At 73.3% G+C, this 18905-nt stretch carries 20 protein-coding genes; 8 read left to right on the top strand and 12 right to left on the bottom strand.

Annotated elements, in window-relative coordinates:
• Positions 1–53: 53 nt before the first annotated feature.
• The gene (locus tag ACXJKF_RS20810) at positions 54–1886 is read right to left on the bottom strand and encodes a family 43 glycosylhydrolase (protein ID WP_456789637.1); all 1833 of its coding nucleotides are present in this window, start codon (positions 1884–1886) and stop codon (positions 54–56) included.
• A gap of 187 nt (positions 1887–2073) precedes the next feature.
• On the opposite strand from ACXJKF_RS20810, the gene ACXJKF_RS20805 reads away from it, so the two are divergent.
• A complete protein-coding gene (locus ACXJKF_RS20805; protein WP_456789636.1) occupies positions 2074–3477 on the top strand; it encodes a dicarboxylate/amino acid:cation symporter in 1404 nt (467 codons plus the stop codon).
• 12 nt (positions 3478–3489) lie between these two features.
• Here the strand turns inward: ACXJKF_RS20805 and dinB are convergent, their stop codons facing one another.
• Positions 3490–4677, bottom strand: a complete 1188-nt coding sequence (gene dinB, locus ACXJKF_RS20800; RefSeq protein ID WP_456789634.1) for a DNA polymerase IV — start codon at positions 4675–4677, stop codon at positions 3490–3492.
• A 52-nt stretch (positions 4678–4729) separates the two neighbouring features.
• On the opposite strand from dinB, the gene ACXJKF_RS20795 reads away from it, so the two are divergent.
• A complete protein-coding gene (locus tag ACXJKF_RS20795; RefSeq protein ID WP_456789633.1) occupies positions 4730–5107 on the top strand; it encodes a VOC family protein in 378 nt (125 codons plus the stop codon).
• 392 nt (positions 5108–5499) lie between these two features.
• Here ACXJKF_RS20795 and ACXJKF_RS20790 read toward each other — a convergent pair whose 3' ends face one another.
• Positions 5500–5880, bottom strand: coding sequence for a YciI family protein (locus ACXJKF_RS20790; protein ID WP_456789632.1), 381 nt, complete (start codon positions 5878–5880; stop codon positions 5500–5502).
• Positions 5877–6491 (bottom strand): nucleotidyltransferase family protein, encoded by a 615-nt coding sequence (locus ACXJKF_RS20785; protein WP_456789631.1) that lies wholly within the window; start codon positions 6489–6491, stop codon positions 5877–5879. The genes ACXJKF_RS20790 and ACXJKF_RS20785 overlap by 4 nt, the downstream gene beginning before the upstream one ends.
• A gap of 53 nt (positions 6492–6544) precedes the next feature.
• On the opposite strand from ACXJKF_RS20785, the gene ACXJKF_RS20780 reads away from it, so the two are divergent.
• Both ACXJKF_RS20780 and uraH read left to right on the top strand, forming a co-directional pair.
• Complete coding sequence (locus ACXJKF_RS20780; RefSeq protein ID WP_456789652.1) at positions 6545–7006, top strand: 2-oxo-4-hydroxy-4-carboxy-5-ureidoimidazoline decarboxylase; 462 nt, start codon at positions 6545–6547, stop codon at positions 7004–7006.
• The gene (gene uraH / locus ACXJKF_RS20775; protein ID WP_456789630.1) at positions 7003–7335 is read left to right on the top strand and encodes a hydroxyisourate hydrolase; all 333 of its coding nucleotides are present in this window, start codon (positions 7003–7005) and stop codon (positions 7333–7335) included. Before ACXJKF_RS20780 ends, uraH begins: the two co-directional genes overlap by 4 nt.
• Before the next feature lie 4 nt (positions 7336–7339).
• On the opposite strand, the gene ACXJKF_RS20770 is transcribed toward uraH, so the two are convergent.
• Entirely contained in the window at positions 7340–7813 is a 474-nt protein-coding gene (locus ACXJKF_RS20770; RefSeq protein ID WP_456789629.1) for a nucleoside deaminase, read from the bottom strand.
• Positions 7810–8703, bottom strand: coding sequence for a factor-independent urate hydroxylase (gene pucL, locus ACXJKF_RS20765; RefSeq protein ID WP_456789628.1), 894 nt, complete (start codon positions 8701–8703; stop codon positions 7810–7812). Before pucL ends, ACXJKF_RS20770 begins: the two co-directional genes overlap by 4 nt.
• Before the next feature lie 123 nt (positions 8704–8826).
• Here pucL and ACXJKF_RS20760 point away from each other — a divergent pair, with 123 nt between their 5' ends.
• Positions 8827–9840 carry an XdhC family protein gene (locus ACXJKF_RS20760; RefSeq protein ID WP_456789627.1) on the top strand — a complete coding sequence of 338 codons (1014 nt, stop codon included), beginning with the start codon at positions 8827–8829 and terminating at the stop codon, positions 9838–9840.
• A 103-nt stretch (positions 9841–9943) separates the two neighbouring features.
• Here ACXJKF_RS20760 and ACXJKF_RS20755 read toward each other — a convergent pair whose 3' ends face one another.
• Both ACXJKF_RS20755 and ACXJKF_RS20750 read right to left on the bottom strand, forming a co-directional pair.
• Positions 9944–12637 (bottom strand): molybdopterin-dependent oxidoreductase, encoded by a 2694-nt coding sequence (locus ACXJKF_RS20755; protein WP_456789626.1) that lies wholly within the window; start codon positions 12635–12637, stop codon positions 9944–9946.
• A complete protein-coding gene (locus ACXJKF_RS20750; RefSeq protein ID WP_456789625.1) occupies positions 12634–13434 on the bottom strand; it encodes an FAD binding domain-containing protein in 801 nt (266 codons plus the stop codon). Before ACXJKF_RS20750 ends, ACXJKF_RS20755 begins: the two co-directional genes overlap by 4 nt.
• 70 nt (positions 13435–13504) lie before the next feature.
• Between ACXJKF_RS20750 and ACXJKF_RS20745 the strand changes: the two genes are divergently transcribed.
• Positions 13505–13741 (top strand): VOC family protein, encoded by a 237-nt coding sequence (locus ACXJKF_RS20745; protein WP_456789624.1) that lies wholly within the window; start codon positions 13505–13507, stop codon positions 13739–13741.
• On the opposite strand, the gene ACXJKF_RS20740 is transcribed toward ACXJKF_RS20745, so the two are convergent.
• The 3 genes from ACXJKF_RS20740 to ACXJKF_RS20730 are packed head-to-tail and all read right to left on the bottom strand — an operon-like array spanning position 13735 to position 15791.
• Entirely contained in the window at positions 13735–14574 is an 840-nt protein-coding gene (locus ACXJKF_RS20740) for a class II glutamine amidotransferase (RefSeq protein WP_456789623.1), read from the bottom strand. The two genes, ACXJKF_RS20745 and ACXJKF_RS20740, sit on opposite strands and share 7 nt — an antisense overlap.
• Positions 14575–14624: 50 nt before the next feature.
• A complete protein-coding gene (locus tag ACXJKF_RS20735; RefSeq protein ID WP_456789622.1) occupies positions 14625–15296 on the bottom strand; it encodes a hypothetical protein in 672 nt (223 codons plus the stop codon).
• Between the two features lie 3 nt (positions 15297–15299).
• The gene (locus ACXJKF_RS20730; RefSeq protein ID WP_456789621.1) at positions 15300–15791 is read right to left on the bottom strand and encodes a MarR family winged helix-turn-helix transcriptional regulator; all 492 of its coding nucleotides are present in this window, start codon (positions 15789–15791) and stop codon (positions 15300–15302) included.
• Positions 15792–15872: 81 nt separating this feature from the next.
• Between ACXJKF_RS20730 and ACXJKF_RS20725 the strand changes: the two genes are divergently transcribed.
• Both ACXJKF_RS20725 and ACXJKF_RS20720 read left to right on the top strand, forming a co-directional pair.
• Positions 15873–16484, top strand: a complete 612-nt coding sequence (locus tag ACXJKF_RS20725; RefSeq protein ID WP_456789620.1) for an NADPH-dependent F420 reductase — start codon at positions 15873–15875, stop codon at positions 16482–16484.
• Entirely contained in the window at positions 16481–17332 is an 852-nt protein-coding gene (locus ACXJKF_RS20720; RefSeq protein ID WP_456789619.1) for a VOC family protein, read from the top strand. Before ACXJKF_RS20725 ends, ACXJKF_RS20720 begins: the two co-directional genes overlap by 4 nt.
• Before the next feature lie 7 nt (positions 17333–17339).
• On the opposite strand, the gene ACXJKF_RS20715 is transcribed toward ACXJKF_RS20720, so the two are convergent.
• A partial coding sequence (locus tag ACXJKF_RS20715) for a helix-turn-helix transcriptional regulator (protein ID WP_456789618.1) occupies positions 17340–18905 on the bottom strand: 1566 nt, incomplete at its 5' end.

The raw sequence follows: 18905 nt of genomic DNA, 5'->3' as shown, positions 1-18905 counted from the left end.
GGCCGTCGATGGCGTTACCCGCCAGTATCCCGTCGTCGGCCGGTGCTCGCCGGTCAGGGCAGCAGGACGCGCACCGCCTGCGTGGTCCCGCCGCTGGTCAGCGACCAGGTCCCGTCGTCGGTCGGCAGCAGCGTCCACGTGCCGCAGCCGGACCCGTCGCTCGCCGTGCGGACCAGCGTCAGGTCCGAGCCGAGGCACGCGACCTGCCCGCGCCGGACGTCCGCCTCGACGCTGCGCACGGTGTACCCGGCGGTCCCGGGCACGGACGCGACCCGCCAGGTCTGGCACGCACGGGGGTCCCGAGGCTCGAACGTGACCGTGCCGGCACGGGGCCCGTGGCAGCGCGCCACGCTGAGGGTCCGGTCGGCGTCCGTGGGGCTCGCCAGGAGCACATCGCCCACCGGCTCGACGCGGAACTGCTGGTCGGTGCCGCCGGTCGGCGTGCTGATCGCGACGTTGGCGCCGGGCACCGGGCCACCCTGCACGGTCCAGGTGCGGTTGCCGGGCAGGACGCTCGCGACCGTCGTCCAGCCGTCGCTCGCCGCGGCGAAGCTCCACCGCTGGCAGTCGTTGTTCGGCAGGAAGCCGAGCCAGCCCCACTGCGCCACGTTGCCGCCGTCGACGTTGGTGCAGGCACCGACCTCGGCGACGTTGTTGCTGAACCGGTTGAGGATCCGGGTCCCGTTCCCGCGGTCGGAGAGCTGCCACTGCTGGCACAGGTTCTCCAGGTCGAGCCAGAGGGCGATGTTCGCACCCTCGTACCCGCAGCCGGCGTTCTCGACGACGGCCGTGCCGTCCCGGGGGACGAGCTGCACGAACGCGTCGCCGTGGCCGATCGACCGGCTCGGGTTGATCGGCTCGCTGATGACCGGCCAGCCGTCGCGACCCCAGGTCAGGGTGCGGACGTTCAGGCGCGGGGCGCCGCCGTCGGTCGCGTCGTAGTAGTGGTTCACGAAGAGCCCGGTGCGGCCGTTCTTCTCCATGAGCAGGTCGCCGCCGCCGGCTCCGACGAACTCGTTGTAGCCGCGCAGGACCTCGGTGCCGCCCTTGCCGCCGAGCAGCGGGACGCCGTCGGCGTCGACGTACGGGCCGGTCAGGCTCGCCGACCGGCCGACGATCGTGCGGTAGTCGCTCTCGACGCTGCGGCAGCAGTAGTCCCAGGAGACGAACAGGTAGTAGTAGCCGTCGTGGAACGCGATCGTCGGGTTCTCCTCGGCGTTCGGCGCGAACTGGCGCTGCGCGATCGCGACGAGCTGCGCACCGGCGACGGGCTTGCCGGTGCCCGGGTCGACGGGCACGATGTGGATGCCCGAGAAGAACGAGCCCCACGACAGCCAGGTGGCACCGGCCGCGTCGACGACGAGGTTCGGGTCGATGGCGTTGAACGTGTCGACGCCCGGCTGCGAGCGGACCACGAGGCCTCGGTCCTGCCACTGCGCGTTCGCCAGCGTCGGGGACGTCAGCAGGCCGATCACCGAGTTGTTGGTGCCGAACTGGGACACCGCGTAGTACAGGCGCCACTCGGTCCCGGACCAGCTCAGGTCGGGTGCCCAGGCGTCCCGCGGTGCGTTCTCGGGCGTCACCCCGAGCGACTCGAGCACCCACGCGGGGAGCTCGGTGAGCACCGGGCCCAGCTCCTCCCAGTGCACCAGGTCGCGCGAGCGCTTGAAGGGCAGGTACGTGTCGTCGAACGCGGCGTCGCCCGTGATGGCGACGTAGTACCAGCCCTTCTCCTTGACGATCGTCGGGTCGTGCGCGATGGGGTCGACCGGGCGCGTCGCCGGCGGCCGGTGCGCCGGGGCGGCCGTCGCGGGGGCGGTCACGCCGACCAGCCCGAGCAGGCTCGCGATCACGATCAGGACCAGCGTCAGGGGAGTGCGCTTCATCGGGTGTCCTCTACTTCCACGTCGTTGTGGGGCTCGCCGTGGCACATCCTGGCACAGTTCTACAACGTTGGAAATGGACACACGACGTTGACGATGTGACCACCGTCTCGGAAGACCCGCCGTGGTCGCCCTGTTGCGAACGGGGGCTGGAGATCACCGGCCGCCGTCGCACCGCCCTGGGAGTCCCGTGTCCGACACCGCCACGCAGCGCACCCGCAGGCTGCGTCTGCCGTCCTTCTCCGTCCAGGTCCTGCTCGGCCTCGGGCTGGGCATCCTGCTCGGCTGGGTCGCCCTCCAGATGGGGCCGACCGCCGCAGGCGACCCGAACTGGCTGACCACGACGCTCGACACCATCGGCACGTCGTTCGTCACGCTGCTCAAGACCATCGTGCCGCCGCTGGTGTTCCTCGCGATCGTCGCCTCGATCGCCAACCTCCAGCAGGTCACCAACGCCGCGCGGCTGGCCTGGCAGACCCTCCTGTGGTTCGCGATCACCGCGGCCGTCTCGGTGGCGATCGGCATCGGACTCGGTCTGCTCTTCCAGCCCGGCACCAGCTCGACGCTCAGCCCTGAGGCGGGCTCCGAGGTGGGCACCACCGGGAGCTGGCTCGACTTCCTCAACGGCCTGATCCCCGGCAACTTCCTCGGGCTCGGAGCCAGCACGCACGAGGCCGACGGGTCCCTCACGACGGCGATCTCCTTCAACGTCCTGCAGATCGTCGTCATCGCGATCGTCGTCGGCATCGCCGCCCTGCGCAGCGGCAAGGCCGCCGAGCCGTTCCTCGGCTTCACGCGGTCCGCTCTCGCGGTCGTGCAGAAGATCCTCTGGTGGGTCATCCGCCTCGCACCGCTCGGCACGCTGGGCCTCATCGGCCGTGCCGTCGCGACCTACGGGTGGGACCTGCTGGCACCCCTCGGGTCCTTCGCCGTCGCGATCTACGTCGGCCTGGCGCTCGTGCTGTTCGTCGTCTACCCCGTGATCCTGCGGACCAACGGGCTCGGGATCCTCAGCTTCTTCCGGGGCGCGTGGCCGGCGATCGAGCTCGCGTTCGTGTCGCGGTCCTCCGTCGGCACGCTGCCCGTCACGCAGCGGGTGGTGGAGCGCAACCTCGGGGTGCCGCGCTCGTACGCCTCGTTCGCCGTGCCGCTGGCCGCCACCACCAAGATGGACGGCTGCGCCTCGATCTACCCGGCGATCTCCGCGATCTTCGTCGCGCAGCTCTTCGGCATCGACCTGTCGGTGACCGACTACCTGCTCATCGCGTTCGTGTCCGTCGTCGGCTCGGCCGCGACCGCCGGGCTGACCGGCGCCGTGGTCATGCTGACCCTCACCCTGTCGACGCTCGGGCTGCCGCTGGCCGGCGTGGGGCTGCTGCTCGCCATCGACCCGATCCTCGACATGGGACGCACGGCGGTGAACGTCGCGGGCCAGGCCCTGGTGCCGACGATCGTCGCCAAGCGGGAGGGGATCCTCGACCTGGAGCGCTACGCGTCGGCGTCCGCGGAGGACCTGTTCTCCGACGACGACGACGAGGCGTCCGATCCGTCCGAGGCTGCGGCGGACCGCCGGGAGCCCGTGCGGGTGTCCTGAGGCCGGTCGGGGTCACGCGTCCGGCAGCAACGGCACCGCGATCCCCGCGCCCCGGCGCAGCAGGCTCGCGCGCATGACAGCCTGCGAGCCGAACCGCACGGCGACCGCGTCGACCGCCTCGTCGAGGCCGCCGTGGTCGGGGTGGTCGAGGGGCAGCGCCAGCTGCACGAACCGGTCCGAGGAGAGCCCCGTCAGGGCGACGCCGACGAGCGTGATCCCGCGCTCGCGGATCAGGGGCGCGGCGGCGTCCAGCAGACCCACGGCCGCGGCGGCGATGTCCTCGGAGGAGTCCGTGGCGGCGTGGAACGACCGCGACCGGGTGGCCTTCGTGTAGTCCTCGAACCGCAGCCGCAGCACCACCGTCCGCGCGATCCGGTCCGCCTTGCGCATCCGTCGGCACACCCGGTCCACCAGCCCCAGCAGCGCCGCGCGGACGAACGCCTGGTCGTGCGGGCCGTGGCCGAGGGCTCGCTGCGCACCGATCGACCCCCGCGACCCGCCCACCACCACCTTGGCCGGTGTCTGCCCGTGCACGACCGCGTAGAGGTGGCCGCCGCCGGCCGGGCCGAGCGCCGAGACCAGGACCGAGCGGGGCAGCGCGGCGACGTCCCCGGCGGTCCGCAGCCCGTACCCGTGCAGCTTGGCCGCGGTCACCGCTCCGACGCCCCAGAGCATCTCGACCGGCAGCGGGTGCAGGAACGACTCCTCGTCGGCGGGGAGCACCAGCAGCAGCCCGTCGGGCTTGGCCACCCGGGAGGCGACCTTGGCCAGGAACGGCGTGCGCGCCACACCGACCGTGATCGGCAGGCCCACGACGTCCCGCACCTGGGCGCGCAGGCGCGCCGCGATGTCCACGGGCGGCACGTCGATCTTGTGCAAGCCGCCGACGTCGAGGAACGCCTCGTCGATCGACACGCCCTGCACCAGCGGCGTGGTCTGGCGGAACAGCTCGAAGACGGCCCTGCTGGCTTCGACGTAGGCGTCGAACCGCGGGCGCACGATGATCAGGCCCGGGCACAGCGCGCGAGCCTGGCGACCGCCCATCGGCGTGGTCACGCCGCGGCGCTTCGCCTCGTACGACGCCGCCAGGATCACCCCGCCACCGACGGCGACCGGACGGTTGCGCAGGCGGGGGTCGTCGCGCTGCTCGACGGACGCGTAGAACGCGTCGAGGTCGGCATGCAGGATGGTGGAGCGCACGAACACATGTTCGAACCTACGTCTGACATCCGGCCGACACTAGGGTCGCGTCATGCATCGGATCATGCTCCGCGAGGTCATCATCGACGCCCCCGCGGCGCACATCGACGCCGTCACCACGTTCTGGTCGGGCGCGCTCGACGCCACCCCGCACCCGATCCCGGGGGAGCCGTTCGTGGCCCTGCGGGGCGCCGCGTCGCTGCCGCACGTGGCCACCCAGAGCCTCGGGGGCGACGACGGGCCGCGCTTCCACCTCGACATCGAGACCGACGACCTCGAGGCCGAGATCGCGCGGCTGGAAGGGCTCGGCGCCACCGTGCGCACCCGCTACGACGACTACGCGGTGATGGCCGACCCCGTCGGGCTGCTGTTCTGCCTGCTGCCGCCCGAGTCGGAGGAGTTCGCGACGCGTGCCAGGACGGTCGGGTAGCGCCCGTCAGTCGTAGAACGGGGGGAGCAGGTCCGCGTCGACGTCGTCGTCCTCGATCCGGGTCGAGCTCTCCGCCAGTCGCCACCAGGGTGCGTTCATACGCACGATCCTCGTCGGTGCCGATCGCCGCCGACCAGGGACGTTCGACCTGGTCAGAGGTCGCAGCGGTCGTCGGCGACGACGAGCCGTGCCACCCCCCGTCGGAGAGCGAGAGGCTCACGTCCACCCGGGACGCGCGCGCGTGCTTGACCACGTTGGTGAGCAGCTCGCACGCCGTGGCGACAAGGAGGCCGTCCACGGCGGTCGGCCGGCACCAACCAGATGGCCGGCGGAGCCCTGCACACCGGCGAGAGCGGCCCGCACCCTCCACGAGGGCCCGGGCCGCTCCGGCGTCACTCCCAGGCGTACGCCGGCCGCAGCTCCGCGATGCTCCCCGGACCGGCGAACTGCGCCGCGACCTCCTCGGCGCGCTCGCGGGTGGCGCAGTCGACCAGGAAGAACCCGGCCAGGTGCTCCTGCGTCTCGGCGTACGGACCCTCGCTGGCCAGCGAGTCGCCGCTGCGCCAGCGGTAGACGGTGGCCGACGCGGGGTCGGCCAGGGCCTCGGCGGTGACCAGCTCGCCGTTCGCCGACAGCTCCCCGAGCAGCGCGTCGAACTTCCGGTCGCCGTCCTCGTGCTCGGCGACGCTCAGCGCGCGGCCCTCGTCGGTGAACCGCGACGTCGGGTGCGCCCACGGCTTGGGGTTGGAGTGGATGAGGATCAGGTACTTCACGATGGACCTCCTGGATCGGGTGCTGTCGGGGGATGACGCGGAGGATGTGGACTTCTCGACACGCGGGGTTCGTCGTTGTCCAGCCCGTCGTGCAGGTCGCCGCACTCCACCTCGACGACGCCGTGCGCGACCAGGTAGCCGCGTGCCCCTCTGTCTCCCGTGAGGGTGTCGGAGAGGGCAGCCCAGTGGTCCGCGCCGATGAGCACGGGGTGTCCTGGGCGCCCGGCGTAGACCGCCTGGCGCAGCGTGTTCCGGTCCCACGTCGTCGCCACCCGCTGCACGACGCTCACCGGGGTTCCGGGCAGGTCGACGAGCGTGACCACGACCGCGTCGCCGTCCGCCTGCGCGAGACCGGTGCGCAGCGACTCACCCAGCCCGTCCGCCCACCGTCGCGCGACGACCGTCGTGACGCGCGCGTCGGCGGGGACGAGCGGGCGTGCCCCGTCGGCCCCCGCACCCAGGACCACGACGACGCGGGCGCAGCCGCCGTCGAGCAGCAGCCCCACCGCGTCGGCGAGCCACGGCACCACCAGCGCCTTCGGCCCGCCGTGCCGCGTGCCCGCACCGGCCGCGAGCACGATGCCGCTGAGGCTTGCGTGGGTGGGAGGCACGTCCCGTACGGTGCCAGTGCGCGCGTGCGGAGCGCTACCGGGAGGCGGCCTTGATGATCGACGACGGACCCGAGACGCGGTCGCTGCTGGCGACCGCGCTGCACGTCAGGCGATGGGTCGACGAGGTCGCAGCCGGCTGCCCGTACCCCTCGGTCGACTCGTTGGTCGGGGTCGCGGACCTCGCCGCACGCTCCCTGACCCCCGCGGAGGTCGACGAGGCACTCGCGGCGCACCCCCGGATCGGCGAGCGGTCCACGGGGCTGAGCAGTGCCGAGCAGGCCGCGTCCGCCACCGACGACCCCGCACTCGTCGAGGCGATGGCGGTCGGCAACCAGACGTACGAGCAGCGGTTCGGCCGCATCTTCCTCATCCGTGCCGCCGGTCGCAGCCGCACCGAGATCCTCGCCGAGCTGCACCGCAGGCTCGGGCTCTCCGACGACGAGGAGGCCGCCGTGGTCGCCGACCAGCTCCGCCAGATCGCGCTCCTGCGCCTGCCGACGCTGTTCGCGTCATGAGCCAGCTCACGACGCACGTCCTCGACACCACCCTCGGCCGGCCTGCTGCCGGTGTCCCCGTGGTCCTCGCCGCTCTCACCGACGGGCGGTGGACCGACCTGGCCGCCGGCGTGACCGACGACGACGGACGGGCGCGGTCGCTCGGACCCGACGCCGTGCCGCCGGGGCGGTACCGGTTCGTGTTCGACACCGCCGCGTACTTCGCCGCGACCGGCCAGGTGGGTTTCCACCCCGAGGTCGTCGTGGTGTTCGACGTCGTCGACGGCGGGCACTACCACGTGCCGTTGCTGCTCAGCCCGTACGCGTACTCGACGTACCGGGGGAGCTGACGGCTCAGTACTCGACGCGTGCCGGCCGGGCCAGCCACGCGTCCATCGGCGCGGACGCCGTCGCGACGCGGTGCCCCAGCACCGGCATCGGCCAGGTGGCGGGGTCGGAGTCGAACAGGTCGTAGAAGACGCTGTCGTCGAAGCCGGCGCGGGCGGCGTCGGTGCGGTCGGCGGCGAACACCACGCGGTCCACCCGCGCCCACAGGCACGCGGCGAGGCACAGGGGGCACGGCTCGCACGACGTGTAGACGGTCGACCCTGCCAACGAGAAGGTCCCGATGGTCTGGCACGCCGCGCGGATGGCGAGGACCTCGGCGTGCGCCGTGGGGTCGTTGTCGCGCGTCACCCGGTTCTGGCCGGCCCCGATCACCACGCCGGCACGCACGACGACCGCCCCGAACGGCCCCCCGCCGTCGGCGACGTTGGCGGTCGCGAGCGCGACCGCCTGCGACAGCCAGCTCTCGTCGTCGGGGGTCACGGTGCACCCACCGACCGTGTCCAGGCGTCGCCCGCGTCGGGGACGCCGTCCCGCACGACCACCGCCTCGATCAGCCCGTACGGGCGGTCGGCCGCGAAGAAGACCTCGCCGGGGTTCTCCAGCCCGAACGGGCTCAGGTCCGCCAGGACGTGGTGCTTGTTCGGCGCCGCGAACCGGATCTCGACCACCTCCGGGACGGCGTCGAGAACGGCCTCACCCATCTGCCACAGCGTCTGCTGCAGAGCGAGGGAGTGCCGGGTGGCGAACGTGGCGAGCACGACCTCGCGGACCCGGGCGTAGGTGGCGTCGAAGTCGACGTCGGAGCCCGCGTACCGCCACTGCGCCACGAGCGACGTGGCCAGCACCCGGTCGGACGTCTCGGGGAGCGTCGTGTACTCGTCGGTGAGGAAGCCGTGGAACTCCGACCCCGTGGACTTCAGCACGGTCAGGTCCTTCAGCCCCGCGATCACCGTCGTGCCGTCGGCGTCGGTGGTCACGGACGCCGTCCGGACCTCCTGCCCGGAGCGGACCCACGTGTGGTCGTGCTCGACGCCGTCGACCCGGACCCGGACCCAGGCGTACTCCTGGACGTCGACCCGCGCGCCGGTCACGGGCGCCACGTCGTCGACGAAGTGCCGGGCGAGCAACGTGGCGAATGCCTCGGGGGAGGACACGCCGTGCTCCTTGGCGTACGCGAACGCCGTGTTCTTCTGCGTGTCCGTGGGCAGCACCGCCGACTGGTCGCCGTCGAGGTAGGCGGCCGCGAAGTCCCCACGCAGGGCGGTCGAGACGTTGAGGTCCCGGATCTCGTGGCGAGGCGTGTCGCGCACGATCCGGACCACGCGCGTCTCGGCCTTGCCGTACTGGTGGGCGTGCAGTCGGGCCGTCATGGCCGCAGTGTGCCTGGCTGATGTGACATGCGCGTTTCCTCCTGGACGATGGGCCGACGCTACTCGCGGCGCTCCGGCGGCGGTCTAGGCTCGTCGCACCCTGTGCCCCGTCGCGTCCGGGAGGTGACCGCCGTGCTGGAGATCGCCGGACGCCTGCTGGCCGCGCTGTCCGCCGGCCACCGGGTCGCCGTCGCCACGGTCGTGTCGATGACCGGCAGCGCACCCACCGTCGTCGGCACGTCGATGGCCGTGGACGACACCGGTGCCGCGCTCGGCAGCGTCGCCGGCGGGTGCGTCGAGGGGGCCCTGTACGACCTGTGCACCTCCGTGCTCGCGGGCGCGGCGCCCGGGGTGCAGGAGTACGGCGTCACCGACGAGGACGCGTTCGCCGTCGGCCTGACCTGCGGCGGCGTCCTGCGCGTGCACGCGCGCGAGCTCGGCCCGGCCGACGTCCCCGTGCTCGCCGCGGCAGCCCGCGGCGACGACGCGGTGCTCGTGACCGCGCTCGACGGTCCGCTGCCCGACGAGGTCCCCGTCCCGACCCGGTCCGGCATCGTCCGCGTGCAGGGTCCCGACGGGGGCGTCGAGGTGTTCGTCGAGGTCGCGTCGGCACCGCCGCGCATGGTCGTCTACGGTGCGCTCGAGTTCTCGTCGGCGCTGGCGGTCGTGGCGCGCGCGGTGGGCTACCGCGTCACGGTGTGCGACGCCCGGGCCGTGCTCGCCACCCCGCGCCGCCACCCGGGGGCCGACGAGGTCGTCGTCGACTGGCCCGTCCGGCACCTCGCGCAGCAGCGTCTCGGCGCTCGCGACGTCGTCTGCGTGATGGCGCACGACGACCGGTTCGACGCCGACCTGGTCCTCGCCGCGCTCCGCTCCGGGGCGGGGTACGTCGGCGCGATGGGCTCGCGCCGGACGCAGGACCGGCGGGTCGCGGAGCTGGTCGAGCGGGGGATCACCGACGCGGAGCTGGCCCGGCTGCACGCTCCGATCGGCCTCGACATCGGCGCGTCGACCCCCGGCGAGACGGCGGTCTCGGTGCTCGCGGAGGTCCTCGCGTCCCGCACGGGCGCGACGGGCCTCCCGCTGACCGACCTCGCAGGCCCGATCCACCGCCCAGCCCCGACCCCCCACCCCTGACGCTCCATCGCTGCCCCGGCTCCGGGCACGCGACGTCCGAGCATCTGGTCGCCAGAGCGCGCACATCCTCGGACGCAGCGAGCGTGAGGCTGATGCGGGGGGGTCAGCCCTGCAGGAGGCGCCAGAGGCGGTCGGCGGACATGGGGAGCTCGTGCGGGCGGGTGCCGACGGCGTCGCGGATGGCGTTGGCCAGGGCGGGGGCGACCGGGTTGTACGGGGCCTCGCTCATGGACTTGGCGCCCAGGGGTCCCAGGTCGTCGGCGGTCCGCGCGAAGAGGACCTCGGTGCGCGGCAGGTCGACCACCTGCGGCACGTGGTAGCTGCGGAACGACGCGGTGGTCACGCGGCCCTCGTCGTCGAGCCGCATCTCCTCGTACAGCGCGGTGCCGATGGCCTGGCCGGTGCCGCCCTCGACCTGGCCGCGCAGCTGCTCGGGGTGCAGGACGGTGCCGGCGTCGACGGCCTGCACGGACCGCAGGATGGTGACCTCGCCGGTCGCGGGGTCGACGGCGACGCGGAACCCGTGCACGTTGAACGCGACCGACCGTGGGGAGCCGTCGTGGGTGCCCTGGCCGGTGAGGCCGGGGACGGCGCGCGCGATCTCGGTCAGCGGCACACCGCTCGCCGCGTCAGGCCCGAGGTCCTGGGCGTCCCAGGTGCGCGGTTCGTCGCTGGGGTGGTCGCGCAGGGCGGCGGCCGCGGACAGGATCTTGGTGCGCAGCTGGTGGGCGGCGCGGTGCAGGGCGAGGCCGGCGACGACGACGCCCGCGGACCCGAACGCGCCGGTGTCGTACCCGGTCACGTCGGTGTCGGACTGCCGGATCACGATGCGGTCGACGGTGGTGCCGAGCGCCTGGGCGACCAGCTGGCCGTGCACGGTCGTGGTGCCGTTGCCGAACTCGGTGGTGCCGACGCTGACCTCGTACCGGGCGTCGTCGAGCAGGCGGACCGACGCCTCGGCGTAGTGCCCGCGCGGGGCGATGGTCGCGATCATGGCGACGGCCGTCCCGGAGCCGACGAGCGTGCCGGGCGGCGCAGGTGCGTCCGCCGAGCGGTCGGCCAGGGCGGTCTCCACCAGGTCGAGGCACTGGTCCATGCCGTAGGAGTGCATGTCGAGGTCGCCCACCTCCTCGGGGTCGGCCACGAGCAGCCGGTCGCCGGGGACGACGACGTTGCGTCGGCGCACGTCGAACGCGGAGATCCCGACGGACCGCGCGAGGTCGTCCATCGCGGACTCGATCGCGAAGATGACCTGCCCGAGGCCGTACCCGCGGAACGCGCCCGACGGCAGCGTGTGCGTGTAGACGGACTCGGCGTCGACCCGCTTGTTGGCGCACCGGTAGACGGCCACCGACTCGCTGACGCCGTGGAACATGACGCCGGGCCCGTGGTTGCCGTACGCGCCGGTGTTGGTGAGCACGTCGATGCGCATCGCGGTCAGCACGCCGTCGGCGTCGGCACCGAGCTCGACCTCGACGCGCACCGGGTGCCGGCTGGGCACGATGGTGAACTCGTCGGCGCGGGTCATCTCGTACTGCACCGGGCGGCCGGTGCGCAGGACGGCGAGCGCGACGACGTCCTCGGTGAGCAGCTCCTGCTTGCCGCCGAACCCGCCGCCCACCCGACCGGTGAGCACGCGGACCTGGGCGGGGTCGAGCGCGAAGATGTGCGCGATCTCGTCGCGGACCAGGTACGGGACCTGGGTGCTGGTGCGCAGGACGAGGCGGCCGTCCTCGTCGAGCCAGCCGCGGGTGGCGTGCGTCTCGAGGGCCGCGTGGGAGACGCGGCTCGTGCGGTACGTGCCACCGACGCGGTGCGCGGAGGCGGCGAGTGCGTCCGCGACGGATCCCATCTCGGCGTGCAGCTGCGCGACGACGTTGCGGCCCGGCTCGGAGATGCGAGACTCCGGTCCCTTGTCGCCGTGCACCAGGGCAGCGCCGGGTGCGCGGGCCTCCTCGGGATCGAGGACCGCGGGCAGCACCTCGTACTCGACCTCCACGAGCCGCAGCGCCCGCGAGGCCTCGCGCAGCGACTCGGCGACGACGACGGCGACGCGCTGCCCGTGGAACCGCAGGACCGGGTCGAGCACGCGGGTGTCGTCGGGGTCGTCGAGGCGGCTCTCGTGGCGGGCCGTCGAGAACAGGGTGGCGGGGGAGTCCTCGTGCGTGAGGACCGCCAGCACCCCGGGTGCGGCCAGGGCGGCGGTGGTGTCGATCGACACGATGCGCGCGTGGGCGTGCGGGCTGCCCAGGACGGCGAGGTGGGTCAGGTCGGTGGCGGGGACGTCCAGCGTGAACGCCTCACGTCCGGTGACGATCCGCCGGGCGGCGGGGGAGCGCACGGACCGACCGGCGTCCTGGCCGGCCACGGGGTCGACCGTGTTGCAGCGGCGGGCGACGGCGTCGCAGATCGACCGGTAGCCGGTGCAGCGGCAGAGGTTGCCCTTGAGCAGGCGGGCGGTCTCGTCGTCGTCGGTCGTGAGGCCGAGACCCGCCACCGTGGTGACCATGCCGGCGGTGCAGAACCCGCACTGGAACGCGGCGGCGTCGACGAAGGCGTCGCCCACCACCGGGTCCAGCCCGGCGACCGTGGTGATCGCACGGCCGGACGCCCGGAACGCGGGGACCAGGCAGGAGTGGGTGGGTCGCCCGTCGAGCAGGACCGTGCACGCCCCGCAGTCGCCCGAGTCGCAGCCCTTCTTCACCTCGACGTGCCCCTGCTCGCGCAGGAGCGTCCGCAGCACCTGGCCGGGCGCCGGGTCGGCGTCGACCGGTGAGCCGTTCACCTCGAACCTCATGCGAGCTCCTCCCGCACCTGCTCGGCGAGCCGCAGCGTCATGGCCCGCCGCCAGTCGGGTGCGCCGTGGGGGTCGTCGTACCAGTCGTCGACCTCCTCGACGGCGGCTGAGAGCTCGTCGGGAGTGGGGATGGTGGRGAACGCCAGGCGGTGGGGGTGGGTCACGCCGGCGGTGAGGGTCACGACGAGCCCGCCGGCAGCGTCGCGACGGCCCACGACGATCGCCCCGGACCTCCCGTGCTGGGTGAGTGCGACCCGGCGGAACGCTGCGGGCTGCGCGAGCACGTCGGCGGACAACTCCACGGCCCGGAGCACCTCGCCCTGCTTCAAGGACGTCGTGCGCACCCCGGTCACCAGCGACGCGACCGGCTCCCGCCGCTCACCGCCGTCCGGCGTCCACACCAGGGCGGTCGCGTCGAGGGCGACCGCGAACGTGGTCAGGGCGCCCGCCGGCAGCGCCACGCAGATGTTCCCGCCGACTGTCGCCCAGTCCCAGATCTTCTCCGACGCCACGAGCGACCGGGCGCACTGCTGCACCAGGTGCTGGGACCGCCACCCCGGGACGGGGGGAAGGTCCGCCAGCGTGCGGACCGTGCAGGTGGCGGCGAGCGTGACCCCGTCGTCCGTCTGCTCGACCGCGGGCCAGCCCAGCGTCGTGAGGTCGACGAGCTCCTCCAGGCCCGGTTGCGGCTCGGAGAACAGCCACGTGCCCCCGGCCAGGGGCGCGCTGCGGGGGCCGAGCGCGAGCTCGGTCCGGACGTGTGCCGCACGGATGCGGTCCAGCGAGATGAGGTCCATGGTCTGCCCGAGTGAACCGTACCCACGTGTCCGGCGTGTGACGACGCACGCGTCGTCCTAGCGTCGGACCATGACGACCCGTCACCTGCGACAGCCGACCCTCGACTGCGCCGAGCCGCGCGAGCTCGCCGAGTTCTACCGGCAGCTGCTCGGCTGGGTGTACGCGGACGGGCACGAGGACGCGCGGCGCCTCGGCGCGCGACCGCTCACGGGCACGCCCGAGGACGGGGGGCACACCGACGACCCCTTCCGCGTCTACGCGGACCCGTCAGGGCACCCGTTCTGCCTGTGCCTGGCCGCTCAGTGAGCCGGTGACGTCGGCTGGAACGCGGTGAGCTCCTCGCGCCCGGCGTCGATCAGCAGGCACGAGCTCTCGGGCACCTCGTGCCACGCGCCCTTGAGGTCGCCGAGCGGCTCCGAGACGACGATCCGCGTCTGGTCGGACAGGTCGTGCAGGACCGGGTTCTCCGGGTACTGCTCCTTGAGCACGGCGACGTCGGCGTTGTGGAACAGCGACCGGCTCTGCCCCTCGGTGGAGTACCGGAACGCCCACAGCCGCTGCCCGTCGGTGGTGCACACCGTCATCTGCACGGGGAACGCGACGCCGTGCGCGCGACCGACCTCCTCGACCAGGCCGACGGCCCGGGCGACGGCGGCGGGCGGGTCGTCCTCGAGGCCGAACGTCAGGGCGAGATAGAACAGCACCTCCGAGTCCGTCGACCCCTCGATGAAGGGGAACAGGTCGGGGTCGACGGCGAGCACCAGATCACGCTTCATGGCGGCGAACCCGGCGAGCAGCCCGTTGTGCATCCAGAGCCAGCGACCGTGCCGGAACGGGTGGCAGTTGGTCTGCTGCACGGCCGAGCCGGACGTGGCGCGGATGTGCGCGAGGACCATCCCGGAGCGGACGTGCTCGGCCAGCTCGCGCAGGTTCCGGTCGCTCCAGGCGGGCTCGATGCTGCGGAACACCCCGGGGGTCGGGGAGTGCTCGGTGTACCAGCCGACGCCCACCCCGTCGCCGTTGGTGGCCTCCGCCCCGAGCCGGCTGTGCAGGCTCTGCACGACGAGCGAGTTGGTCGGCTTGTAGAGCAGGTCGTCGATGAGGACGGGCGATCCGGTGTACGCGAGCCAACGACACACGACGGCCTCCTTCGGCACGGGCGCCGGCGGACGGGGCCCACGAGGCCACGTTACGACGTCGCGTCGGCGAGCCAGGGTGCTGCCGGGAGGTTCTCGTCGTGCTCGCCGCCCGGTCCGCAGCCGCCGCGGTAGCTCGACGGCATCCGCGGGTAGACCTCGGTCCAGTACCGCCGGGCCAGATCCTGGGCCTGCGCGGGGGAGGCGCCGAGGGCGACGGCCATCGCGGCGTCCCGCTGCACGGCGGCGCACTCGGTGCGGGACTCGCTGACGATGCCGACCATGTGCATGGTCTCGTGCGTGAGCACGTGCACCGCGACGACCTGGTCGAGCGACGGGTCGGCCTTGGTCGAGCCCAGCCACGCGCGCAGGTCGTTGCAGACGCGGACCTTGATCAGCGTCTCGCGCTCGGGGACGCCGTCGGGTCCCCAGCGCACGAAGCCGAGCTCCTGGCCGACGTCGACGAACGCCTGCCCGAGGCCCTGGCAGTCCACCTGGACGGGTCCGCCCGCGACCTGCGTGGCGGCCGCCTCGAGCCGGTGCTCCAGCCAGGCCTCCCGCGCGATCGGGACCGCGCAGGCCACGGCCAGCGCCAGGGAGAGCGCGACGCTGATCGCCGGGAACGGCGCGATCCGCCCGAGGACGTCCACGCGCCGCCGCAGCCACCGCACGACGATGCTCGCGGCGAGCGCGAGGAAGCCGATCAGCGACAGGAGGAGGAGCACACCTCAGTCATCGGTCGGCGAGGTCCCGCCCATGACGTGCGAGGGGTCGAGAACGTCGAGGATGCGGCCCATGATGCGGTCGAGGTCGGCGACGTCGGCCGAGGTCAGGGGGTCGATCACGGTCTGGCGGACGGTGCCGACGTGCCCGGGTGCGGCGGCGACCACCGTGGTCCACCCGGCGGGGGTGAGCACCGCGTTGGTCGCGCGGCGATCTTCGGCGCACGCCTCCCGGCGTACCAGTCCGCGCTTCTCCAGCCGCGAGACGACGTGGGAGAGGCGTGCGAGGGTGGCGTTGGTGTGTGCTGCGAGGGAGGTCATCCGCAGGGTCCGGTCCGGGGCCTCGGAGAGCATCGCGAGCGTGAAGTACTCGAAGTGGCTCAGGCCGGAGTCACGCTGGAGCTGGGACTCGAGGGCGCCGGGGAGCAGCTCGACGACCGCGATGAGCTTCTTCCAGGCGCGCAGCTGCTCGTCGCTGAGCCATCTCGTGTCCGTCATGACGTCGACCGTACCAAATACTTGACGCTACAACTATTAGGCGTATGGTTGTTGTAGCAACAACCAATTGAGGAGGACGCAATGAGCACGGTGACGATCGTCGGAGCGGGCAACATGGGTGCGGCCATCGCCTGGCGGGTGATCGCGGGCGGGAACGACGCCCAGGTGCTCACCCGGACGCCCCTGAAGGTCGCCATCCCCGGGGCGAAGCACGGCACCGTCGGGGACCCGATCACCGGTGACATCGTGATCCTCGCCCTCCCGTACGCCGCCGTGGCCGAGGTGCTCGCCCAGTACGAGGGTCAGCTCGACGGCAAGGTGCTCGTGGACATCACCAACCCGGTCGACTTCGCGACCTTCGACTCGCTCGTCGTCCCGGCCGGCAGCTCCGCCGCCGCCGTCATCGCGCAGGCGGTGCCCGGTGCGTCGGTGCTCAAGGCCTTCAACACCAACTTCGCGGCCACGCTCACCAGCGGCGAGGTGGGCGACGTGCGGACCAGCGTCCTGGTCGCGGGCGACGACACCGACGCGAAGACCGCGCTCGCCTCCGTCATCGACGCGGGCGGCCTGCGCGTGGTCGACGCCGGCTCGCTCCAGCGGGCGCACGAGCTCGAGGCGTTCGGCTTCCTCCAACTGACCCTCGCCGCGACCGAGCAGACGTCGTGGACCGGCGGGTTCGGGCTGACGGCATGACCGAGATCCTCGACGCCCGCACGGACGTCGGCGCGGTCACCCTCAAGGTCGGTGACCTCGACGCGATGACCGACTACTACGCGCGCGGCATCGGCCTGAGCGTCCTCGGGCAGGAGGGCGACCGCGTCACCCTCGGCCGGCAGGGCGTCCCGTCCGTCGTGCTCGAGCACACGCCCCTGCTCAAGCACGCGCCGTCGTCGGCGGCCGGGCTCTTCCACACCGCGATCCTGTTCGGCGAGCAGAGCGACCTCGCGTCGTCCGTCTACTCCGTCGCCCGGCACTTCCCGTCGTCGTTCACCGGCAGCTCCGACCACCTCGTGTCCAAGGCGCTGTACTTCGACGACCCCGAGGGCAACGGCGTCGAGCTGTACTGGGACCGCCCGCGCGACCAGTGGGGCTGGGAGCACGGCCGCGTCGCGATGGCCACCGAGTACCTCGACCCGAACGGGTTCCTGCGCGAGAACCTGACCGACCCCGACGCCCTCGACGGGGCGGCCGCCGTCGGTCACGTCCACCTCAAGGTCGGTGACATCACCACCGCCCACGAGTTCTACGTGGACACGGTCGGCTTCGAGGTCACCGCCGAGTACGGGACGCAGGCGCTGTTCGTCTCCGCCGGTGGCTACCACCACCACCTCGCGATGAACACGTGGCAGAGCCGCGGCGCGCAGGGTCGGTGGCCCGCGCTCGGCCTGGGCGAGGTCACCATCGAGCTGCCCAGCGACGACGAGCGCGGCGCCCTCGGTGCCCGGCTCGCCAGCCGCGGCGTCGCGACCCGCGACGACGGCCGCGTGCTGGCGTTCGAGGACCCGTGGAACAACGAGATCCGCGTGGTCGTCGCAGGCTGAGCCGCGCTCAGTCGGGGATCGCGTCCGCCAGCTCGTCGCGGGACCGGATCCCGAGCTTCAGGTAGACGTTCCGCCGGTGGTACTCGATCGTCTTCGGGCTCAGGAACAGGGCCGCGCCGGCCTCCCGCGTGGTCCGTCCGGCCGCCAGCATGCGGGCCACCTGGAGCTCCTGGGGTGTGAGGTGGTCGAGCCCGGTGGCGCTGCGGCGCTGGGCCGTCTCTCCGGTCGCGCGCAGCTCGGCGGCGGCCTGGTCGGCCCACGGGACGGCGCCCAGCCGCTCGAACGCAGCGAGGGCGGTCCGCAGGTGCGGGCGGGAGTCGACGCGGCGCTTCAGGCGGCGCAGGCGGGAGCCGTAGGCGAGCTCGGTGCGGGCGGCCTCGAAGTCGTCGGGGGTGTGCTGGTGGTAGGCGAGCGCGACCGAGAAGCACACGTCCACGTCGGCGTCGGGGCAGGTCAGGCCGGCGGCGCGGGCGGCGCGGGCGAGCGACCAGGGCTGGCCCTTGACCTCGGCGCGCTCGGTCAGCGCCMGAGCGAGGGTGCTCGCCTMGTCGGCCAGCCCGAGGTGCACCATGGCCTCGACCATCTCCGCGGCGGGGGAGAGGTCGACGTCGACGAGACCGAGGTCCGTCAGGACGGCGTCGAGCTCGCGGTACCGCTCGAGGGCGGTGTCCGTACGACCGAGGCCCAGGTCGAGCTCGGCGAGGGCGGTCATCGCCCACGTCCGGAAGAAGCCGAGGTGGTGCTCGTCGGCGAGGGCCAGGGCCTCCTGCGCGTGGACCCGGCAGGCGTCGGCGTCCCCGCGTCGTGCCTCGAGCCACGACAGCCCGGCCAGGCACGCGGTGACGTCGGTGGCCTGCCCGGCCTCCCGGGCGAGCTGGATCGCCTCCGTGTACCCCGCTACGGCCTCGTCCCACCGGTCGGTGGTCGCCTGGTCGCGGGCGACGTAGAACAGCAGGATCGGGAGCCCGCCGATGTCGCTGCGGCGCCGCGAGTGCGCGACGACGGTGGGGATGTTCTCGCGGCCCACCGCGCTCTCGCGCAGGTACAGCGGCGCCACGACCAGCCACGGGGCCAGCTGCGGGTCGTCGAGGAACGTGTCCATCTCGACGGACGCCGACCGCAGGAGGTCCGGTCCGCCCGCGCCCGCGAGGATGTCCGCCACGGAGATCGCCATCGCCCCCACCCAGCGCACCGACGCGGTCCGCGGCTCGAGCCCGGCGATGAGGCGCGCAGCCGTCTCGGCCGTCCCGACGTCCCCGGCGAACTGGCTGGCCAGGATGGCCTCGGCGAGCAGCGTCACCGCCGTGTCGGGGTCCTCGTCGGCGGCACGCGTKCCCGCCGCCAGGTACACGTCGCGCGCGCGTTCCACGGCGCCGGTCCGGGCGGCGACGGCACCGTCGAGCGCCGCGGCGCGCGTGCCGAGGGCCGGCGACTGGGGGAGCGCGGAGGCCCGGTCGAGCAGGTCGCGTGCGGCGTCGGGCAGCCCTGCACGCCAGGCGCTCTCCGCCGCCGAGACGAGGCGCCGCGCACGGTCGGCCGGGTCCGGCGTCAACCGCGCCGCGCGGTCGTACCC

This window comes from Cellulomonas sp. P5_C5, from assembly GCF_054049655.1.
The sequence above is the reverse complement of the archived record's forward strand: the minus strand, read 5'-3'. Positions and strand labels throughout refer to the sequence as shown.